This window comes from Streptomyces sp. NBC_00667, from assembly GCF_036226825.1.
Lineage (GTDB): Bacteria > Actinomycetota > Actinomycetes > Streptomycetales > Streptomycetaceae > Streptomyces.
The window spans coordinates 5,481,412-5,500,474 of record NZ_CP109022.1; the positions used below are offsets into that span (position 1 = coordinate 5,481,412).

At 75.0% G+C, this 19,063-nt stretch carries 13 protein-coding genes; 6 read left to right on the plus strand and 7 right to left on the minus strand.

The features are described from left to right. Window positions 1–2: 2 nt before the first annotated feature. The 3 genes from OHA81_RS25065 to OHA81_RS25075 are packed head-to-tail and all read left to right on the plus strand — an operon-like array spanning window position 3 to window position 3,023. On the plus strand, window positions 3–1,946 hold the full coding sequence (locus OHA81_RS25065; protein WP_329199425.1) for an HAD-IIIC family phosphatase: 1,944 nt from the start codon (window positions 3–5) through the stop codon (window positions 1,944–1,946). Beyond that, window positions 1,933–2,169: a phosphopantetheine-binding protein gene (locus OHA81_RS25070; protein ID WP_329199427.1), complete on the plus strand. Its 237-nt coding sequence runs from the start codon at window positions 1,933–1,935 to the stop codon at window positions 2,167–2,169. Before OHA81_RS25065 ends, OHA81_RS25070 begins: the two co-directional genes overlap by 14 nt. Beyond that, window positions 2,169–3,023 (plus strand): 4'-phosphopantetheinyl transferase family protein, encoded by an 855-nt coding sequence (locus OHA81_RS25075; RefSeq protein ID WP_329199429.1) that lies wholly within the window; start codon window positions 2,169–2,171, stop codon window positions 3,021–3,023. The genes OHA81_RS25070 and OHA81_RS25075 overlap by 1 nt, the downstream gene beginning before the upstream one ends. Before the next feature lie 41 nt (window positions 3,024–3,064). On the opposite strand, the gene OHA81_RS25080 is transcribed toward OHA81_RS25075, so the two are convergent. Further along, window positions 3,065–4,102 carry a LuxR C-terminal-related transcriptional regulator gene (locus tag OHA81_RS25080; protein ID WP_329199430.1) on the minus strand — a complete coding sequence of 346 codons (1,038 nt, stop codon included), beginning with the start codon at window positions 4,100–4,102 and terminating at the stop codon, window positions 3,065–3,067. A gap of 390 nt (window positions 4,103–4,492) precedes the next feature. Next, the gene (locus OHA81_RS25085; RefSeq protein WP_329199432.1) at window positions 4,493–5,305 is read right to left on the minus strand and encodes a 4'-phosphopantetheinyl transferase family protein; all 813 of its coding nucleotides are present in this window, start codon (window positions 5,303–5,305) and stop codon (window positions 4,493–4,495) included. 322 nt (window positions 5,306–5,627) lie between these two features. Here OHA81_RS25085 and OHA81_RS25090 point away from each other — a divergent pair, with 322 nt between their 5' ends. Then, window positions 5,628–6,455 carry a metallophosphoesterase family protein gene (locus OHA81_RS25090; RefSeq protein ID WP_443056794.1) on the plus strand — a complete coding sequence of 276 codons (828 nt, stop codon included), beginning with the start codon at window positions 5,628–5,630 and terminating at the stop codon, window positions 6,453–6,455. A gap of 146 nt (window positions 6,456–6,601) precedes the next feature. Continuing rightward, on the plus strand, window positions 6,602–9,301 hold the full coding sequence (locus OHA81_RS25095; protein WP_329199434.1) for a helix-turn-helix transcriptional regulator: 2,700 nt from the start codon (window positions 6,602–6,604) through the stop codon (window positions 9,299–9,301). Window positions 9,302–9,389: 88 nt separating this feature from the next. On the opposite strand, the gene OHA81_RS25100 is transcribed toward OHA81_RS25095, so the two are convergent. Next, window positions 9,390–10,313, minus strand: a complete 924-nt coding sequence (locus tag OHA81_RS25100) for a hypothetical protein (RefSeq protein WP_329199435.1) — start codon at window positions 10,311–10,313, stop codon at window positions 9,390–9,392. A gap of 96 nt (window positions 10,314–10,409) precedes the next feature. Next, complete coding sequence (locus OHA81_RS25105) at window positions 10,410–11,225, minus strand: hypothetical protein (RefSeq protein ID WP_329199437.1); 816 nt, start codon at window positions 11,223–11,225, stop codon at window positions 10,410–10,412. A gap of 313 nt (window positions 11,226–11,538) precedes the next feature. Between OHA81_RS25105 and OHA81_RS25110 the strand changes: the two genes are divergently transcribed. After that, complete coding sequence (locus OHA81_RS25110; RefSeq protein WP_329199439.1) at window positions 11,539–12,495, plus strand: polyprenyl synthetase family protein; 957 nt, start codon at window positions 11,539–11,541, stop codon at window positions 12,493–12,495. A gap of 4 nt (window positions 12,496–12,499) precedes the next feature. On the opposite strand, the gene OHA81_RS25115 is transcribed toward OHA81_RS25110, so the two are convergent. The 3 genes from OHA81_RS25115 to OHA81_RS25125 all read right to left on the minus strand — a co-directional run bounded on the left by OHA81_RS25115 (window position 12,500) and on the right by OHA81_RS25125 (window position 19,058). Continuing rightward, window positions 12,500–14,224 (minus strand): AMP-binding protein, encoded by a 1,725-nt coding sequence (locus tag OHA81_RS25115; RefSeq protein ID WP_329199441.1) that lies wholly within the window; start codon window positions 14,222–14,224, stop codon window positions 12,500–12,502. Next, window positions 14,221–16,464, minus strand: coding sequence for an ATP-binding protein (locus tag OHA81_RS25120; RefSeq protein WP_329199443.1), 2,244 nt, complete (start codon window positions 16,462–16,464; stop codon window positions 14,221–14,223). Before OHA81_RS25120 ends, OHA81_RS25115 begins: the two co-directional genes overlap by 4 nt. 68 nt (window positions 16,465–16,532) lie before the next feature. Further along, complete coding sequence (locus tag OHA81_RS25125; protein WP_329199445.1) at window positions 16,533–19,058, minus strand: AfsR/SARP family transcriptional regulator; 2,526 nt, start codon at window positions 19,056–19,058, stop codon at window positions 16,533–16,535. Between the last annotated feature and the right edge of the window lie 5 nt (window positions 19,059–19,063).

The window sequence follows — 19,063 nt, forward strand, 5'->3', positions numbered from 1 at the left end:
CGATGACCAACGCACTGGACCGCCTGCGCGAACTGCACGCGCGGGGACTCCTGGAGAAGGCCTACGACCAGGTGCCGGCGCTCCTCGCGCAGGACGCCGACCAGAGCGGCACCGGCGGCCTGCACGGCACCGGCGGCTCCCACGGCACCGGCGCCGCGGCGGACCCGGCGAAGGCCGGCCGCCTGCTCGCCCGGGTCGACCCCGACGCCGTACTGGCACACCACCCGCACACCCCCGTCGTCACGGTGGCCGTCACCGGCCAGTCCACGGTCGGCCACGTCATCGACCCGCTCACGGGCGAACTGGCGCGCCACGGCATGCTGCTGCGGCCGGTGGTGGGGGAGTACGGCACGTACCTGCGCGACCTCACCGACCCCCGCAGCCCGCTGCGCACCCCCGCCCCCGACCTCACCCTGTGCCTGCTCGACGCCGAGACCCTGTTCGCGCAGGTCCCGGCGGTGTGGCGGCCCGAGGACGTGGAGGCGGCCGGCGAGGAGGTGCTGTCCCGGTGCGCCGCACTCGCCGACGCCGTCCCCGGCACGCTCGTGCTCAACACGCTCCCGCTGCCCCGCTCCTCCAGCCGGCAGCTGGTGGACCACCGCTCCCGGGCCCGGCTCGGCGCGGTCTGGCGGGAGTTCAACGCCCGGCTGCTGCGCCTGACCGAGTCCGCCGCCCGGCTCGTGGTGATCGACCTCGAACCCCTCGTGGGCGACGGCGGCCCCGTCACCGACCCCCGCCTGGAGCGCTACGGCAAGGTGCGGCTCGGCGCGGGACTCCTCGCCGCGTACGCCCGCGAGGTCGCCCACCTGGCGCGCGCCGTCCGCGGGCCCGTCCGCAAGTGCCTGGTGCTCGACCTCGACCACACCCTGTGGGACGGAGTGCTCGGCGAGGACGGGCCCGACGGCATCGCCGCCGCCGGCACCCTGCGCGGCGAAGCCTTCGGGGCCTTCCAGAGGTGCGTGCGCCAACTCGCCTCCCAGGGCGTGCTGCTCGCCGTCAGCAGCAAGAACGACGAGGAACCGGTCCTGGAGACCCTGCGCACCCACCCGGACATGACGCTGCGCGAGCAGGACTTCGTCCGGATCAACGCCAACTGGCAGCCCAAGGACGGCAACCTCCTCGACATCGCACGAGCGCTGGACCTCGGCCCCGACGCGCTCGTCTTCGCCGACGACTCACCGGCCGAACGGGCCCGCGTACGCCAGGGCGCGCCCGGGGTGGCCGTCGTGCCCCTCGACGACGAACCGGCGCTGCACGTGACCCGGCTGCTCGCCGACGGCTGGTTCGACACCCTGCGGCTCACCGACGAGGACCGGGCCCGGACCGGCGAGTACCACCGCCAACGCGAGCGCCGGGCGCTGCTCCACGCCGGCACCTCCCACGAGGAGTTCCTGCGGGCGCTGGAGGTCGCCCTCGACCTCGGGCCGCCCCGCGCCCACGAGTACGCACGCCTGTCCCAGCTGAGCCTGCGCACCAACCAGTTCAACCTCACCGGCGGCGGCCACCTCGAGCCGGAGCTGGTGGCGCTGGCCGCCGACCCGGCCAGGCTGCTGCTCGCCGCCCGCACCGCGGACCGGTTCGGGGCCAACGGCCTCGTCGCGGCCGTGCTCGGCACCTTCGGGGCGGGGACGCTGCGGCTGGACGGCATGTGGCTCAGCTGCCGCGTGCTCGGCCGCGACATCGAACGGGCCGTCCTGGCGGTGCTGCTGGCCCACGCCCGCGATCTCGGGCTGTCCGCCGTGACCGCCCGCTACGTACCCACCGCACGCAACCACCGCGTCCGCGACTTCTACCCCTCCTGCGGGTTCACGGAGCGGGCTGCTCCAGCAGGGCGCGAGGACATTTCGGTGGAGTTCCACCATGATCTGACGCGGGTGCCGGACGTCCCCGGGCACGTGCGCGTCACCGCGACCCTGGGGAGAAGGCCGGCGGATGAGTCTCGATAACGTCGACGTGTTCCTCCGGACGGTCCGCGACGACCTCGGCCTGGACCTCCCCGGCCCGGCGGGCGCCGACACCGCACTGGTGGACCTGCCCGGCTGGGATTCCCTCAACCTGCTCCGGCTGGTGGCGCTCCTCGAGGAGTCGGGCCACCGCGTCCCGGTGCACCGCCTGATGGAGGCGCGCAGCCTGCGCGACATCCACACCCTCGTGAAGGAGTACCGCTGATGACCGCCCCGGGCAGTCCCACGCTCGGCCCCCCGCTCGGCGAGCCCGTGGCGGTCGCTCCCGGGGGCACGTCATGGGACCGGGTCCGGGAGGACCTCGCCACCCACGGAACCGCCCTGATCTACGCGTGGCTCAGGGACCTGGAACCGGGCCTGCCGTCCGGCGACGGGCTGCGCGAGCTGCTCGGCCGCGACTGGACGCGCTTCCTGGACCTGACGCACGCCGATGTCCGCAACCGCTACATCGCCTCCCGGATGCTCCTCAAGCACGCGGCGGGAGCGGTGCTCGCCAGTGATCCCGCCGACCTGGAACTGGCGTACGGGCCGACCGGCCGCCCGTACCTGCGCGGCTGCGACCAGATCGACATCAGCCTCAGCCACACCGAGGACCTGCTGCTCGTCGGCCTGACGACCTGCGGCCTGATCGGCGTCGACGCGGAACGGGCCGACCGGGAGATGTACAGCGGCGGACTCGGCCGCCACATCTGCACGCCCTACGAGTCGGTGCTGCTGTCGGGCATGCCGGAAGCGGAACGCAACGGCGCGCTGGTGCGGCTGTGGACCCTCAAGGAGGCGTACAGCAAGGCCATCGGGCAGGGAATGCAGTTCCGGTTCACCGAGTTCGGCTTCGGCCCGGACGGCAGGCCGGTACGCGTCCAGCGGCCGGACGGCACGGCGGGCACCGGGGACGAGTGGATCTTCCGTACCTTCCCGCTCGACGGCGGCTACGTCGTCAGCGCCGCCGTGTACGACGCGGGCTTCGGCCGGCTCCAGGACGCCCACGTGACGACGATGCTCGACCAGGACTGCGTGGACGCCATCACGGAGGCGCTCGACGGGGACACGGGCTGGTGACCGGTCCGGCCGGGGCGCGTCCCGCCCCGGCGCGCGCACGATCAGCCGGGCGAGGGGGCCGAATCGCCGGAGAGCATCTCCTGGCGGGCCGCGTTGTAGCCGGCCTGGAAGCGGCTCGTCGCCTCCAGTTCCTCGGTGATGTCGGCGATGTGGCGCCGGCAGGTGCGTACCGACATGCCGAGCCGGCGGGCGACCATCTCGTCCTTGTACCCCTTCGCCATCAGCCGGATGATCGACCACCTCAGCTCGTCGGAGGAGGCGGTGGACCGCTGGGACTCCACCACGTAGACCGACGCGCCGTCCCAGAGGTACTCGAAGACGGAGCACAGGAACGCCACGAGCGTCGGCTCGCGGACGATCGCCGCGCCCGGAGCGCAGCCCACGGAGGAACGTTCAGGCAGGAAGGCGACCTCCCGGTCGTAGATGATCAGCCGGTCGATCACTTCGTCGGCGGTACGGATCTCGGCGCCGTGCCGGGTCACGTCGCGGACGTAGGAGCGGGTGGGCAGGTCGTTGCGGGCCGTGTGCTGGTAGATCGTGCGGATCTGCACCCCGCGGGCCAGGGTGGACAGGGCCGACTCCCGGGCCTGGTCGAGGAGATCGGCCGGCCGCGCGCCACCTGGCTGCACCGTGAGCAGCTCGCTCTTGCAGTTCTGGCTCAGGTGGTCGAGCATCGCCTGGATCCGCGAGACGTCCGTGATGATGTCGAAGGCCTCGAGCCGGTTGCGCAGCCTGCGGCCCTCGAAGTAGAGGGGGGTCAGCGACAGGAGCTTGGCGCGTACGTCGGTGACCGCCTGCTGGAGGTCGCGGATCTGTCGCTCGGCGGGCGCCACCAGGGAAGCGGCGGCCACGTCGGGAGTGACGGGGGTGAGTTCGGCGGGGTTCCCCGGCATCGACTGCAGCAGGCGCACGCCGCGCAGTACGCGCTCGACCCGGTCGATCTCCTCGGGCGTCAGGGACAACTGCTCGGCGACCTGTTCGCGTACGAAGCGGCCGGACTCGACGGCCAGCCCGTACGCGGTGGCGCTGACGTCGTCCAGCTCTGCGAAGCCTGAATCCGGTCCCTCCCCTGTGAACATCTCAGCCCCCACTGATCGATGTAATTGCTGCCACGTAACTTTACGCCAGCGTCGGCCCCTTGGCGGGAATGATCGATGTCGAGCACTCTATTCGCATCACCCGGGGTCACCAAAGCCGGAAAATTCGGACAGGTGCGGGTGCTCGGAACCTGATCTTCAACTGGGGGAAGGCGTGAGGGTAATTTCGGGCAAATTCTCTGCCATGTGCTTGACCGTACTCGCGGGTATAGTCCTGGCCGTCATGGGGGCGCAGTTCATGTCCGGGTCCGTCGTGGTGAACGCGTTAAACCTGTCGGTCACGATCGCGGGGAACAGCGGTATCACCGGCGCCCCGCAGGTACCCGAGGACGACCGCTGGGGTTAACCCCGCACCGCCGCCGGCGACCCTCGTCAGCAAGCGCTCCCCGCAGGGCAGAAGCGGGGGGCGCTTCGTCGTTGCGGGGCGCCCGCGGCGAGGGGCGGGGCGCCCGCGGCGAGGGGCCGGGCGCCCGAAGCGAGGGGCCGGGCGCCCGAAGCGAGGGGCCGTGAGGCCGCGGCGACGGGCCTGGCGGCAGGTACGGCGATCGCGCTGAGCAGCACGCCGTCCACCGCGGACCAGCGGCCGCTGAACGCGTGCGGCCCGGCCGTCGAGAGGGTCGCGGGGTCCGGCAGCAGCCGCGCCCGGAACGTCTCCTGGGCGGCGTCGATGCTCACCAGGGCGTCGGTGAAGTCCAGTTCCTGTCCCGTCAGCGGGAACCACGTCTTGTAGACGGCCTCCTTGATGCTGAACAACAGCCGGTCCCAGGAGATCTCCGGGACGGCCCGCGCCAGCTCCCGGGTCCAGCGCAGTTCCCGGGGCAGCGCGATCGACTCCAGCACCCCGGCGGGCAGGGCGGTGTTCGTCTCCGCGTCGATGCCCACGGCCGCGAACTGCGCCGAGCGGGCGAGGGCCACCCCGCGGAACCCCGCGCAGTGGGTCATGGACCCGACGACCGAGGGCGCCCACTGCGGGGCACCGCGCCGGCCCGGCACCACCGGAGCCGCCGGCAGCCCGAGGGAGTCCATCGCCCGGCGGGCGCACCAGCGGACGGTGGCGAACTCCAGCCGCCGCTTAGGTACGGCGTTGCGGATCAGGTTCTCCTCCTCCGGGTAGAGGAAGACTTCGGCCGGGTCGGCGGTGGCCTCGGCGGTGGCGACGCCCGCCGGCAGGAGCTTCGTGAGCACGGCATTCCCTCTGGTCGCGGTATCGGTGCCCGGCCGGGGTCGGCCTGACGACTCCACGCTCTCGCCACCGCGCCGCCGGGGCCAGGAACAGGTGCCGCGCCCGGGCCGATCGGGCCCGGGAAGGCCGCCCGGCCGCCAGTCCACTGCCATTCGCGGGCCCGTGCGGGCGCCCCCTGCCCCGACGCTGGCACGCCGCGGGGCGGCATTGCCATGCGCCTGCCATAGCCCGGCGCGGAACCCCGGGCGGCAATTCAGGGGCCGGGCAGGGGTGTCCGGTGCGCCGCAGCCCGTCCAAACTCACGGAATGCCGCACGGAAACCTCATGGGCATCAGCGACCTCCATGTCGCATTCCCGGAGAACCGCAGGATCGTCGAGGAGCTGTATCCCGAGAGCCCCGCCGATTGGCTCGTCATCGCCGGCGACGTCGGAGAGTCACCCGAAGACCTACGGTGGGTGCTCCAACTGCTCACCAGGCGATACGCCACGGTGATCTGGGCACCGGGGAATCACGACCTGTGGACGCTGCGCGACGACCCCGAGGGCCCCCGCGGCGAGGCGCGCTACCGGCTGCTCGTCGACATCTGCCGCTCGTTCGGCGTGCACACGCCCGAGGACCCCTACCCCGTCTGGTCCGGCCCCGGCGGCCCCCTCGTCGTGGCGCCCCTGTTCCTGCTGTACGACTACTCCTTCCGCACCCCCTCGGCGGCCACCAAGGAGCAGGCCCTCGAAGAGGCCTACGCGGCGGGGGTGGTGTGCAGCGACGAGTTCCTCCTGCACCCGGACCCCTACCCGTCCCGCGAGGCCTGGTGCCGGGCCCGGGTCTCCCACACCGAACGACGGCTCGCCGCCTGCGATCCCGAGCTGCGCACGGTGCTCGTCAACCACTTCCCCCTCGTCCGCAATCCCACCCGTGTGCTGCGCCACCCGGAGTTCGCCCAGTGGTGCGGCACCGGGCTGACCGCCGACTGGCACCGGCGCTTCCGGGCCGCCGCCGTGGTCTACGGCCACCTGCACATCCCGCGCACCACGTGGCACGACGGCGTGCGCTTCGAAGAGGTGTCCGTCGGATACCCGCGCGAGTGGCGTACCCCCGGCCACCCGCGCAGCGTCCCCCGCCGCATCTTCCCCGCGACCGGCCGCGGGGATTGATGCCTGGCAGCTTCCGGACACCGTGAGGAGTCGGGCCCAGGCCTACACTGAGGCCTGATTTCTCGCTCAAGCATTGCTCGATCATTCCTGCATCCGCATTCGTTCATTTCAACGGACGCGCGGACCGGGGACACTGGGGGACTCTTATGGTGTTGTTCCGCCGTGCCGAGGAACTATCCCTTGCCCATGCGCAGATCGAAGGCTGCGCGGAAGGGAACGCCGGATTACTTCTCGTCGAAGCGGCCGTCGGCTGCGGGAAAAGCGAATTCCTCGAAACAATCGCCGCGCAGGCGCGTTCCCGCGGCTGCGCCGTACTGCGCGGTATGGGAACGGCGGCCGAAAAGGGCGATCCGCTGGGCGTACTGCGACAGCTGACCGCCGACGCCCCGGCCGGAACGCTGCCCCGACCGCCGCGGGCAGCCGACGCGGGCCGGGTCGAGGCCATGCAGGCCTTCGCGCTGTCCGTGCGCGAACTCAGCGCCACCGCACCCGTGGTGATCTGCGTCGACGACCTCCACCACGTCGACGAACTCTCCACCCGCCACCTGCTGCACCTCGCGCGCGGCAGCCGGCAGGCCCGGATCCTCCTGGTGTTCACCGAGTCCCTCCACGAACGCGGCGCCGACCCGCTGCTGCGCACCGAACTGCTCCGGCTGCCCCACTTCGTGCGGCTCCGGCTCGAACGCCTGCGCCCCGAGGCGGTCCGCGCGATGTTCCCCGACCGCACCGAAGCGGAGACCGGCCGGCTGCACCAGGCCAGTGGCGGCAACCCGCTGCTGCTGCGCGCCCTGCTCCAGGACCCCTTGATCCGGCCCGGCGACGCCTACGCGCAAGCGGTACTGGCGTGCCTCCACCGCTGCGGGGCCGCCACCACCGAACTGGCCGAGGCGATCGCGGCACTCGACGCGCTCGCGAGCCCCTCGCACCTCGCCCGGCTGGGTGCAACCACCGACACCGCCGCCGCCCGGGCGGTCGCGGCCCTCGACGCCGCAGGCCTGCTCGACGGCCCCGGGTTCCGCCACCCGGCCGCCCGCGCCGCCGTACTGGACCGCATGGACCCCGCCGCCCGCAGCGACCTGCACCGCCGGTCCGCCCTGCTGGCCCGCGCGTCGGGCGCGCCCGACACCGAAGTGGCCCGCCACCTGCTCGCCGCCCGGCACACCGCCGAGGACTGGGCCCTGCCCGTACTGCGCTCCGCCGCCGACCAGTACCTCGCCGACGGCGCCCCCGACCGGGCCGCCGCCCTCCTGCGGCTCGCCCGCGAAGCCTGCCCGGACGACGCCCGGCGCGCCGACATCGGCATCAGGCTCGCCGCCGTCGCCGCACGCACCGACCCGGCCGCCGCCGAACGCCACCTCCTGGAACCCCTGGCCGCCCTCGCCGAAGGCCGCCTCGAACCGCGCTCCTTCGGCCCCCTCGCCCGGATCCTGGCCGCCCAGGGCCGCATCGACGAGTCGGCCGCCGTACTGGAACAGATGGGCGCGGCCGACGGGCGGCGCCCCGCCGCGACCCGCCGGCCCGGCGAAGTCCCCGGCGACGATCCACTGGACGGCCTCTCGGCGTTCCCCCAGTGGACCGCGCCCGACCGCACCGCCACCCCCGACCGGGGCGCCCCCCTGACGGGGCGCCCCGCCCGCACCGCCACCCACCCGGCGGCCCTGTGGGCGCTGCCCGCAGAGCCGGAGGAAGCCGCCGCCGCCCACGCCGCCGAACTGTTCCTGCGCGGCGCCACCCTCGCCGAAGGCACCGTCGAACCCGTCGTGCAGGCCCTGCGCACCCTCCTCCACCTGCACGGCGCCGCCCGCGCCCTGCCGTGGTGCGAGGGGTTCGTCCGTCAGGCCCGCCAGCGCGGCGCCACCGGCTGGCAGGCCGAGTTCTCCGGGCTGCTCGCCGAGGCGCGGCTACGCCTGGGCGACCTCACCGGCGCCGCGGAAACCGCCGAGGGAGCGCTGCGCGCCGTCCCCGAGCGCGGCGGCAGCGCCCTGCTCAGCGGGGTCGCCGGCACCCTGGTGCGGGCGTACACCGCCATGGGCCGCCCCGAGGCGGCCGCGGCCGTCCTCAGCCGGCCCGTCCCCGACAAGCCGGCCGGCAGCGTCCACGGCCTGAACTACCTGCGCGCCCGCGGCCAGCACGCCCTGGCCACCAGCCGCTTCCACGCCGCCCTCGGCGACTTCCTCGACATCGGCCGCCACATGCGGCGCTGGGGCCTGGACCGGCCCCGGGTGCTGCCCTGGCGCACGGACGCGGCGGAGGCCCTGATCCGGCTCGGCGAGGCCCACCAGGCCGAACGGTTCCTCGCGGACCAGCTCACCACCCGCGACGCCGACGACCCCTGGGTGCGCGGCATCTCCCTGCGGCTGCGGGCATCGCTGCGCGAACCGAAGGAGCGGCAGGCGCTGCTGGCCAAGGCGGTCGACGAACTGCACCGCTCCGGCGACCAGTACGAACTGGCCCGCGCCATGACCGACTTCGGTCAGGTCCTGCGGGAGCTGGGCGAACCGGCCCGCGCCGCCATGGTCAACCGGCGGGCCTGGCACGTCGCCAAGGAGTGCGGCGCCGAAGCCCTGTGCGTGAAGATCCTGCCGGGGCACACCGGTGACAGCCCCGGCCCCGGAGAGGGCGCCGACGGCCCGGACGCCGACCTCGTGGCGAGCCTCAGCGACTCGGAGAAGCGGGTCGCCCTGCTCGCCGTACACGGCCACACCAACCGGGAGATCGCGCAGAAGCTCTACATCACCGTGAGCACGGTGGAACAGCACCTGACCCGCGTCTACCGCAAACTGGACATCCCCGGCCGCCAGGCCCTGCCCGTCGACTTCCACCTGGGGGTCGCGGAACTGGTCTGAGCCGGAGGCGGTCGGCGCGGGCCGTGACCGGAGCACCCCGGCCCGGGGTGGGGAAACCCCACCCCGGGCCGGGGGACGGACAGGTGGCCTACTGCTGGTTGTCGCCGGTCATGAAGTCGATGAGGACCTCGCCGGTGGCCTTGTGGAGCACCAGGGTGGAGTCGTTGGCCCCGAAGGAGAGGTAGGCGCCGTTCTGTCCCCACGTCTTGGTGTCCCAGATGGCGCCGCCCTTGCCCTCACCGCCGTCCTTCTTGTACGTGACGAGGTTGCCGTCCTTCTGCATCCGGGTGTAGGCGCCGGGGCTGTAGTTCCAAAAGCCCCGCCCGTAGTCCTTGTCGCGGTAGAAGACCGCGAAGTAGCCGCGGTTGTCCTGGGCCAGGATGGAGTTGGCGGCCGACATCCAGGTGCCGCGCTCCAGGTTCTGCCCGCCGGAGAGGGTGTTGTTCCCCACCTTCCACGTCTTGGTCGCCCAACTGGCGGAGCCGTCCGCGCGGTAGACGACGAGGTTCGCGTCGTCCTGGAAGTCCAGGTGGCCGCCCGCGTTGCCCCAGGTGCCGGAGTTCCACAGCGCCCCGCCCTTGCCCGGGCCGCCGTCCTTCTTGTAGAGGACGAAGTTGCCGTCGGTCTGGAAGACCGCGTAGGCGCCCGTGTTGCCGTACGTGCCAGAGGCCCACAGCTCGGCGCCGGCCTTGTGGTCCAGGACCAGGTTGCCGTCCGGCTGCATGAACAGGTAGCCGTTCTCGGTCTCGATGTACTCGTTCGAGGCGAGCACGTCACCCGGCCGCAGCGAGACGGTGCCGGCCGTCGCGGTGAGGGCCGTCGCGCGCTGCCGGTTCCCGGCGGCGGCCTTGGCCGGGACGCCCTGGGGCTTCTTGGCCGGGACCTTGGCCGTGGTCGTGTTGCCGGTCTTGCCGTCGGCGGCCTGGGCCACCGGGGCGACGAGCACGCCGGCCGAGACGGCGGCGGCGATGAGCGCACCGGTCCAGGCGGCACGCTTGCGGTTGAAAGTCATTCCTACCCCCCACGAGGAAGACAAAGAGTTGAACGCGTTCGATTCAACGGGGATCAGTCTGTACGGGCCCCGCTCGAAAGACAAGCCGATTCCGGCTCAGTCGGCGGTGGCGCTCTGCCACAGGACGGCGTCGGAGTCCTTCGCCAGGAGCACGAGGTTCCCGTCGGGCCGGAACAGCAGGTGCGCACCGGGGTTGTTCCAGGTCCCGGTGGACCACAGGGCGCCGCCCCTGCCCTCGCCGCCGTCCTTCCCGTAGACGACGAAGTTGCCGTCCGACTGCATCCGGGCGTACGCGCCCGGCCCCCAGGTGGCGGTGGACCAGCGCTCGACCAGGGTGTTGCGGTCGCGGATGCTGAGCTTGCCGGTCCGCTCCATGGCGAGGATCGCGTTGGGGCTCCAGGTCCAGTTTCCGGAGCCGATCTGCCATGTCGCGTACACCGCGGTGTCGACCATCCACGTCCCGGTGCTCCAGGCGGCCGAGCCGTCCTGCCGGTAGACGACCAGGTTGCCGTCGGACTGGAGGTCCAGACGGGCGCCCGGGTTGCCGTACGAACCGGCGGCCCACAGGGCCTTGCCGGCGGCGGAGTACACGACCAGGTTGCCGTCCTGCTGGAACGTCACGGTCGCACCCGGGTTGCCGTACGTGCCGGTGGCCCACAGGACCCCGCCGGACACGTGCTCCAGCACCAGGTTGCCGTCCGACTGGAGCGTCAGTACGGCGTTCTTGCTGCGGGCGACCTCGCCGGCGCCGTGCGAGGTGCCGGGCTCGAAGGCCTGCGCCGCCGAAGGCTTCGGGGCCGCCGGGGCCGCCGGGGCCGCCTGGGCCGCGGCCGGGGCCGCGAGCACCCCCGCCGCCAGCGCGACGGCGACGAGGCCGGTGTGCAGCGCCGTGCGCTTGCGAATGACTGCCATGTTTCCCCCCACATCAGTGGTGTCCTGCTGATAGGCCGTTGGGCCGGTGAACCACCGAGAGTGCCACGGCCCTCTGACAGCCGGACGCGGAGGGGCACCGGTGACGGGGGGCGAGCGGGGTGAGCGGTGGGACGGAGGGGGCATGGCAAGCTCATGGCAAGGTCGGCTCCCGGGGCGCCGTCGGGTGACAGACAACTGGCGGACCGGGCCGCCGCCTCCCCCCGGGCCGCCCTCTGTAGCGTTCCTCGATGGTCCCCTTGAGCGGCGTCGGGGAAAGTCGGTCATGAGGCCGTAGCCCACCAGGGAGGGCACCATGACGACACCGACCGACCACCAGCCGTGGCGCACGCAGACACCCGCACAGGTGCGCGACGCCATGCTCGACCGGGTCGAGGAACGGCTCGCCCGGCTGCTCGCCGAAGAGCACCGGGCCCGTCGCACCTGCGATCCGCGGAGCGCCGTACTGGTGGCGGGCGTCGCCGAACTGGTGCAGGCCGGCGCCGAGCGGGCGCACCCCGTCATCTGCCTCACCGGCTACCTCGCCGCGGGCGGTGACCCGGACGGCGAGGACGCCGTCGCCGCGGCCGCCGCGCTGGAACTCCTCGACACCTGCCTGATGATCCGTGAGGACGTGCGGGACAACGCGCCGCTGCGGCGCGGCATCCCCACCCTGCACATCAGCCACGCCGCCGAGCACGAACGCAACGGCTGGCGCGGCGAACCCCGCCGGTTCGGGGAGGGAACCGCCGTCCTCGCCGGGGACCTCGCCCTCGCCTACGGCGACCGGCTCGCGGTCCGGCTCCCGTACGAGGCCTGGCGGTGGTGGGACGAGCTGCGTACGGAACGGGCCATCGGCGCCCACGTCGAGGCCGCGGCGGCGACCGAGTACCTCGACGACGCGTGGCCCGGCCAGTGCGTCTCCGGCTGCGGCAGCGGCTGCGGCGCCGGCTGGTACGGCCTGCGGCACGCCCTGCTCATCGGCGCCGCGCTCGCGGGCCGCGAGGACCTGAGCGAAAGCTACGAGGAGTACGCCCGAGCCCTGCACGGGGCCTGGCGCATCCGCGGCTTCCTGCGAGGCGGCCCCGGCTTCGGCGGCGACGCCCAGTTCCTGCGCGACGTGTTCTTCGACGAGCGGGCCCGCGCCGGTGCCGAGGAGACCATCGCCGCACTCCTGGAGCGCGCCGACGCGGCGGTGGCCGCCGCCCCCCTCGCCCCCCACTGGCGCACCGAACTGGCGGCGTTCGCCCGCCGCGTGGCCGGCTGCGAATAGCGCTTCACGCCGTGTCCGGCGCCGGTCGGGGTTCGCCGGGCCGCAGTCGCGCCAGCCAGCCGCGGAGCGCGTCGCGCCGGACCTGGCCGTGGTCGTCGCGGGGCAGCGCTCCGACGATCTCCAGCCGGGTCGGGAGGAAGGCTTCCGCGACGCCCTGCCCGCCGAGGTGCTCGCGCAGCTCCGCCGGCCCCGGCGGCCGGTCCTGCGCGGCCGGGACCACCACTGCGCACGGCAGCTCCCCGTGTTCCGGATCGGTGTAGGCGACGACCGCGGCCTCCCGTACCCGGGGATGGGTCAGCAGCCGTTCCTCCACCTCGGCGACGGGCACCAAGAAGATGGCCCCGGTCCGCTCGCCGGCCCGGGCCACGACCCGCACCCCGCCGTGCCGTCCTGCGGTGGCCAGGTCACCGGTGTCGAGGCGGCCGTCGTCGTGCTCCCACGTGGGCCGGGGGGCCGCGGTGCCGTGCGGCCAGGTGGCCAGGCACACCGAGGGCCCGCGCACCGTCAAGGTCCCCGTCCCCGGGGCGGCCGAGAACTCCAGGCCCGTCAGCGCGCTGACGCCGTCCCGCCCGTGCTCGACGTCCCCGGACAGGGTCCCCATGCCCAGCTCGGGCGCCCCCCACACGGAGAGCACCGGCACCCCGAACACCTCCCGCAACCCGGCGGCCAGCGGCTCCGGGGTGCTGGTGCGCCCGCCGGACAGCACCAGCCGCAGCCGGTCCGTCCGCCGCGGCCGCCGGCGCTGCACGGTGAGCAGCTCCGACAGGTAGGCGGGCTCGGCGTTGACCTGGTCGACCCCGGTCGCCGCCATCAGGTCCAGGCACCGGCCCGGCTCCCAGACGTCCTGGTAGACGCCGGTGCCGCCGACCGCCAGCGGCCAGTACACCGTGTAGATCAGCGAGGCCAGCGAGGTGAGCGGGAGCGTGCTGAGGAAGACCTCGCCCGGCCGGCGTCCGGGCCCCCGCGGCTCGTGCTGCGTACTGATGTTGGCGTACAGGGTGTTGGGGGAGTGCACCATCGACGTGTAGGCGTCCCTCAGCCCCATCACGCTGATCAGCAGCGCGGGCCGGTCGGCCGGGCCCGGACGCGGGCCGGCCGGGCGGCCCGCTGCGGTGCGCTCGTGCGCGGTGCGCCGGAAGTACGCCTCGAAATCGACCGCCCCGGTCGCCGCGGCGTCCCCGAGGACGATCCGGTGGCGCAGCCACGGCAGCCGCGGGGCGAGGTCCGCGAGCGCCTCGGCGTGCGGGAAGCCCTCCCAGACGTCGGGCACCACGCACACCCGGGCCCGGGTGCTGTCCAGGATCCGCCGCAGCCCGTGCGCCCGTACGGTCGGCAGCACCGGCACCGCGACGGCCCCGGCCCGCAGGCAGGCCAGGGTCAGCGCCGCCGTCTCCCACCAGTTGGGCAGCTGGTAGGCCACCGGGTCGCCCGGTACGACCCCGAGCGACTGCAGGGCGGCGGCGAACCGGTCGACGTACGCGGCGAGCCGCCCGTAGCCGATCGTGACCCGGCGCCGCTCCGCGGGCCGGTGGGCGCGCTCCGAGACGATCGCCGGGCGCTGCGGAGCCACGGCCGCCGTACGGTACAAGTCGTCCAGGAAGGTCTGCGGCCGCCACCAGCCGGCCGCGCGGAACCGGGCGGCGACCTCGTCGGGCGGGCTGATGTCCATGGGACGGGCCGGGGTGGGACCCGGACGGTCCAAGGCGCCGTACACGGTGGGACCGGTCATGCCCATCGGCCCACCGCCCCGGCGACCTGCACCCGAGACGTGCAGCCCAGGCGCCGCATCACCTGGCGGACGTGGTTGACGACGGTCCACTCCGAGATGTCCAGACGGGCCGCGATGTGCCGGTTCGTCAGGCCCTCCGCGACCAGCAGCGCCACCTGGACCTGGCGGGGGGTGAGGGACTGCGCCTCCGCGGCGGCCGACACCACCGGACGCCGCGAGGGCCCGGGCGCCGAAAGCGCCTCCGCCACGGCCGTCGGCGCGGTCATCCGCACCCCCTCCGCCCAGGCCACGGCGAAGTCCGTCCAGTCCAGCCGGGCACTGAGCTCCGTACGGGCCCGCTCGGCCTCCGAACGCCACTCGTCGGGCACCCGCGCCCCCGTCCGGCCGCGCAGGGTGTCCGCCGCCGCGAGCAGCCGTACGCACCGGGGCCGCTGCGCGGGCGACGTGCGCAGCAGCAGGAGCGCGAACTCCTCCAGCAGGCCCGGCAGTTCCGTGAGCTCCCCGACGTCCCCGTACAGTCGCAGGCCCTCCCGCAGGGCCCGGTCGGCGCGCTGCGGCTCCTCTCCCTCCAGTGCCATCGCCGCCGAGATCCGCAGCGCACCCGCCAGGCCCCGCCCGTCCCGGATCCGGCGGAACGCCTCCTCGGCCCGCTCCAGCAGCTCCAGCGCCTTGCGCCGGTCCCCGTCGGCCCGCAGGACGGCGGCGAGGGAGGCGGCCGCCGCCGCCGCGCCCCGGGTGACGCCCATCGATTCGAGCGCGCTCAGCGAGGTCACCAGCACCGCCCGGGCGCCGGGGACGTCCCCCGCTCCCAGCAGGGCCGCCCCCAGGTGGGCGGAGGCCAGCGCGTTCTGCCGCCGGTCACCGACCCCCTTGCCCAGGGCGAGGGCGCGCCGGTGGCGGCGCACCGCCTCCTGCGGGTCACCCAGGGCCAGTGCGAAGACGCCGGACATGTCGGCCAGCCGGGCCCGCAGGGCGTCCGCGAGCGCCGGCCCGGCCGGCTCGGCGGCCGCGTCGCACCACTCCAGGCCCTCCCGCAGCCGCCCCTGCGCCAGCCAGGGCAGCCGGCAGCCCAGCACCACCGCGGCGACGGCCTCGCCGTCGCCCCGCTCCCGCAGCCACCGCAGCGCCGCCGCCACGTTGTCCGCCTCGGCAGCCAACTCGCGCAGTCGCAGCGCCTGTTCCGTCCCCGCGAGGGCGGGCTGCGCGGAGCCGACCAGCAGCCGGTAGTGCTCCGCGTGCGCGTCCAGGGCGGCGGCCTCGCCGCCCGACTCCACCAGCGCGTCCCGGCAGTACGAACGCACCGGCTCGGGCACGGCCAGGCGCAGCTCCCCCCGCTCCTCGCCCACCACCGACACCACGCCGCGCTCCAGCAGCGCCTCGACGGCGTCCTCGGCCGCCACCCCGGCCGCCGGCATCCCGAACCCCGGTTCGTAGACGCTCAGTTGCCGCAGTGCGTCGGCCGCCGCCGGGTCCAGGCCGCGGCAGCTCCACTCGGCGAGGGCGGCGAGCGAACGGTGCCGCTCGGGCGCCTGCTGCGGTCCTCCGCCCAGCGCCGTCATACGGCCGCGCAGGCGGGAGAGCAGCAGATGGGGCGGGAACAGCCGCAGCCGGCGCGCCGCGAGTTCCACCGCCAGCGGCAGGCCGCCGAGCAGGGCGCACAGCTCGGCCACGGCCCCGGCGTTCTCCAGGGTCAGCGCGAAGGACGGATCCGCGTCCCGGGCGCGCCGCACGAACAGGGCGACGCCGGGCACCTCCTGCAGTTCCTCGGGGTCGGCCGCCCCGCGCGGACCGGGTGCCGCGACGGGCAACGGAGCCAGCGGCAGCAGCTGTTCCCCGTAGACGCCGAGCGGCTCCAGCGCGGTGGCCAGCACCACCACCCGCGGGTCGGCCAGGAGCGCCGCCGCGGCCCCGGACGCAGCCGGGCGCGCCGCATGGTCGCAGCCGTCCAGTACGACGAGCACCCGCCCGGCTCCGTCCGGCAGCGGACCGGCGGCTTCGAGCAACGCCGCCTCGCCGTCCGCGACCGCGTCCACCACAGCGACCGCGTCCACCACGCCGACCACGTCGAACGCGGCGCCGACGGCCCGCACGGCCTCGGCCGCCAGCACGCTCTTGCCCACGCCGGCCCGGCCGGTCAACGTCACCAGCCGCGCCGCCGGATCCCGCAACCGCTCGCGCAGCACGGCGCCTTCGACTTCCCGGCCGACCAGCTCCGTGAGCGGGCCCAGCGATACCGACATGGTTCTCCGAACGTCAGGGGCGGGCGCCCCGGCTGGGGGCGTGCCCGGTGGACGGGCAGGGCGGCCGCTCATGCGCGGACCGGGGCTGCGTGCGGCCGCGGGCACAGCCGCCACAGGCCCGGCCGGACCTCCACGGCACCCCCGGGGCCCGCCGCGGGACCGGTGCCCAGGGCCCGCAGCGAGCGCCGCGCGTACCCCTCCAGGCGGTGGTCGCGCAGGGCGCCCGCCAGCTCCAGGCACTCCCCGAACCACGCCCGGGCGGTCTCCGGCTCCTCCTGCGCCAGGGCCAGCAACGCCCGCGTACGGCTGGCCTCGTACCGCCCCCGGGCCCGGCCGGGCCCCGTCAGGGCGGCCAGCGCGGGCTCCAGCAGGGCCGCGGCGTCCGTCGCCGCCCCGGCGTCCAGCCGCAGCTCCGCCAGCCCCACCAGGGCGCGCCCGGCCTCCTCCCCGTCGTCGGCCCCGCGGGCCAGGTCCAGGGCCGAGCCGTACAGTTCGCGGGCCCGCTCCATGCGCCGGTGCTGCCAGGCGAGGTCCGCCAGCGCACGCAGCATCCGCGCCTGTGCCGCCCGGTCCGAGCACCGCTCGGCGGCGTCCAGCGCCAGGCCGTAGGCGGCCTCCAGGTCTTCCCGTACCCAGCCGCCCAGCGCGTCCGTCAGCCGTACGGTCAGCTCCCACAGCCCCGCTTCGTACGCGGTCCGCGCCAGGTGTACGAGCCCGCGCGCCGCGGCGTCCGGCGCCCGGCCCGGCTCCGCCGCGGCATCGGCGTACGCCCGGCACACGCGCTCCGCCGCCGCCCGCGCCACTTCGGGCGGCTCCTCCCGCGCCAGCAGTTCCGCCGCCAGCAGCCGCAGCAGCTCCGGCAGCCGGCAGCCGTCCCGCTCCAGCGCCACCAGCCGCTCGTCGGCCAGGGCTTCCAGGGCCACCGCCGCCTCCCGCTCGCCCACGTCCAGCGCGGCGGCCGCCTCCCGGGGCCCGAACCGGCCGGGCGGCAGCGCGCCCAGCATCCGGAAGGCACGCCGCGCGGGTGCGGGGCAGGCCGCGTACGCCGCGCACAGGCGGGCCCGTACGTCGACATCGCCGGTCCGCAGCGCGTCCAGCCGCCCGCGCTCCTCGCGCAGCCGGTCCGCCAGGGCGGCGATCGTCCAGTGCGGGCGGGCCGCGAGCTGCGCGGCCGCGGCACGCACGGCAAGGGGCAGTCGCCCGCACAGCTCGGCCGTCTCCGCGACGGCGTCCGGATCCGCGGCGTCCACCCCGCCGGGGGCGCCCCGGACCGCGAACAGCCCCGCCAGCCGCGGGACCTCCTCCCGGCTCCACGGCCCGAGCACCACCGAGCGCAGGCCCGGCAGCCCGGCGGGCACCCGGCCCGCGGTGAGCAGCACCACCGCGTCGGGCGCGGCGGCCAGCAGCGGCCGCACCTGCGTCTCGGAGGCGACGTGGTCCAGCACCAGCAGCACCCGCCGCGGCCCGGCCGCCGGGCCGTCACCCGCCGGCCTTCGCGGACCGGCCTGCTGCAGCCGGTCCACCGCCCGGTGCGGCGGTCCGTCGGCATCCGCGCGCAGGTCGAGGTAGAGGCGGCCGTCGGGGAACGCGTCCGCCACGCGGTGCGCGGCCTCCACCGCGAGGGCCGACTTGCCCGTGCCCGGCAGACCCGTCACGGCGACCCGGCCGCCGGCCGGCGCGGTGCGCAGCAGCCGCTCCAGCTCGGCCAGTTCGCCCGCCCGGCCGGTGAAGTACGGATCGCTCCCGGGCAGCGCCGCCCCCGGCGCGGCGGACCACGCGGCCGGGCCCGACCCGGTGGTGGCAGCCGTCTCGCGCGCCCCCGGCCGTGACAGCGCCGGATCGCCCTCCAGGATGCGCCGCTGGAGCTCGCGGGAGGCGGGGCCGGGCTCGATGCCCAGTTCCTCCACCAGGGTCTGCCGCAGCAGCGTGAACACCCGCAACGCCTCCGCCTGGCGCCCGCACCGGTACAGCGCCACCATCAGATGCGCGTGGAACTCCTCGTGCAGCCGGTGCTCCGCCACCAACTCGTGCAGCTCCGCGAGCAGGTCGCGGTGGCGCCCCAGGTGCAGCTCGGCCCGGATCCGCTCGTCCAGCGCCGTCACCCGGGCCTCGTTCAGCCGTACGGCGGCGCCGTCCAGCACCGGCCCGTGCGGGGTGTCCGACAGCACGGGCCCCCGCCACAGGGCGAGGGCCTGCCGGTGGGACTCCGCGGCGCCCGCGAAGTCGCCCTCCCGCAGGGCCCGGTGGCCGCGCCGGGTCAGCTCCTCGAAGGCCATGGTGTCCAGCGCCCGCGCCCCGACCCGCAGCACGTAACCGGGGCGGCGGGTGACGAGCGCCGCCCCGCCGTGGTCCGGGTCGGCGCCACGGAGCACTTTGCGCAAGTGGGACACGTACACCTGGAGGGTGGTCGTCGCGGTGCGCGGCGGTGCGTCCGGCCAGAGCTCGTCGATGAGGGTGCCGACCGACACCACCTCGTCGGCGCGCACCAGCAGGGTCCCGAGCACGACCCGCAACTTCGCGGCCTGCGGGGCGTGCGAGGTCCCGGGATCGGCGTCGGCGCAGACCTCCAGGGGTCCCAGAATCCGGAAGAGCATGCCGC

Coding starts and splice junctions, on each gene's coding strand:
- OHA81_RS25065 (WP_329199425.1), top strand. CDS start 3: ATGACCAACGCACTGGACCGCCTGCGCGAACTGCACGCGCGGGGACTC.
- OHA81_RS25070 (WP_329199427.1), top strand. CDS start 1,933: ATGAGTCTCGATAACGTCGACGTGTTCCTCCGGACGGTCCGCGACGAC.
- OHA81_RS25075 (WP_329199429.1), top strand. CDS start 2,169: ATGACCGCCCCGGGCAGTCCCACGCTCGGCCCCCCGCTCGGCGAGCCC.
- OHA81_RS25080 (WP_329199430.1), bottom strand. CDS start 4,102: ATGTTCACAGGGGAGGGACCGGATTCAGGCTTCGCAGAGCTGGACGAC.
- OHA81_RS25090 (WP_443056794.1), top strand. CDS start 5,628: ATGGGCATCAGCGACCTCCATGTCGCATTCCCGGAGAACCGCAGGATC.
- OHA81_RS25095 (WP_329199434.1), top strand. CDS start 6,602: ATGGTGTTGTTCCGCCGTGCCGAGGAACTATCCCTTGCCCATGCGCAG.
- OHA81_RS25100 (WP_329199435.1), bottom strand. CDS start 10,313: ATGACTTTCAACCGCAAGCGTGCCGCCTGGACCGGTGCGCTCATCGCC.
- OHA81_RS25105 (WP_329199437.1), bottom strand. CDS start 11,225: ATGGCAGTCATTCGCAAGCGCACGGCGCTGCACACCGGCCTCGTCGCC.
- OHA81_RS25110 (WP_329199439.1), top strand. CDS start 11,539: ATGACGACACCGACCGACCACCAGCCGTGGCGCACGCAGACACCCGCA.
- OHA81_RS25115 (WP_329199441.1), bottom strand. CDS start 14,224: ATGACCGGTCCCACCGTGTACGGCGCCTTGGACCGTCCGGGTCCCACC.
- OHA81_RS25120 (WP_329199443.1), bottom strand. CDS start 16,464: ATGTCGGTATCGCTGGGCCCGCTCACGGAGCTGGTCGGCCGGGAAGTC.
- OHA81_RS25125 (WP_329199445.1), bottom strand. CDS start 19,058: ATGCTCTTCCGGATTCTGGGACCCCTGGAGGTCTGCGCCGACGCCGAT.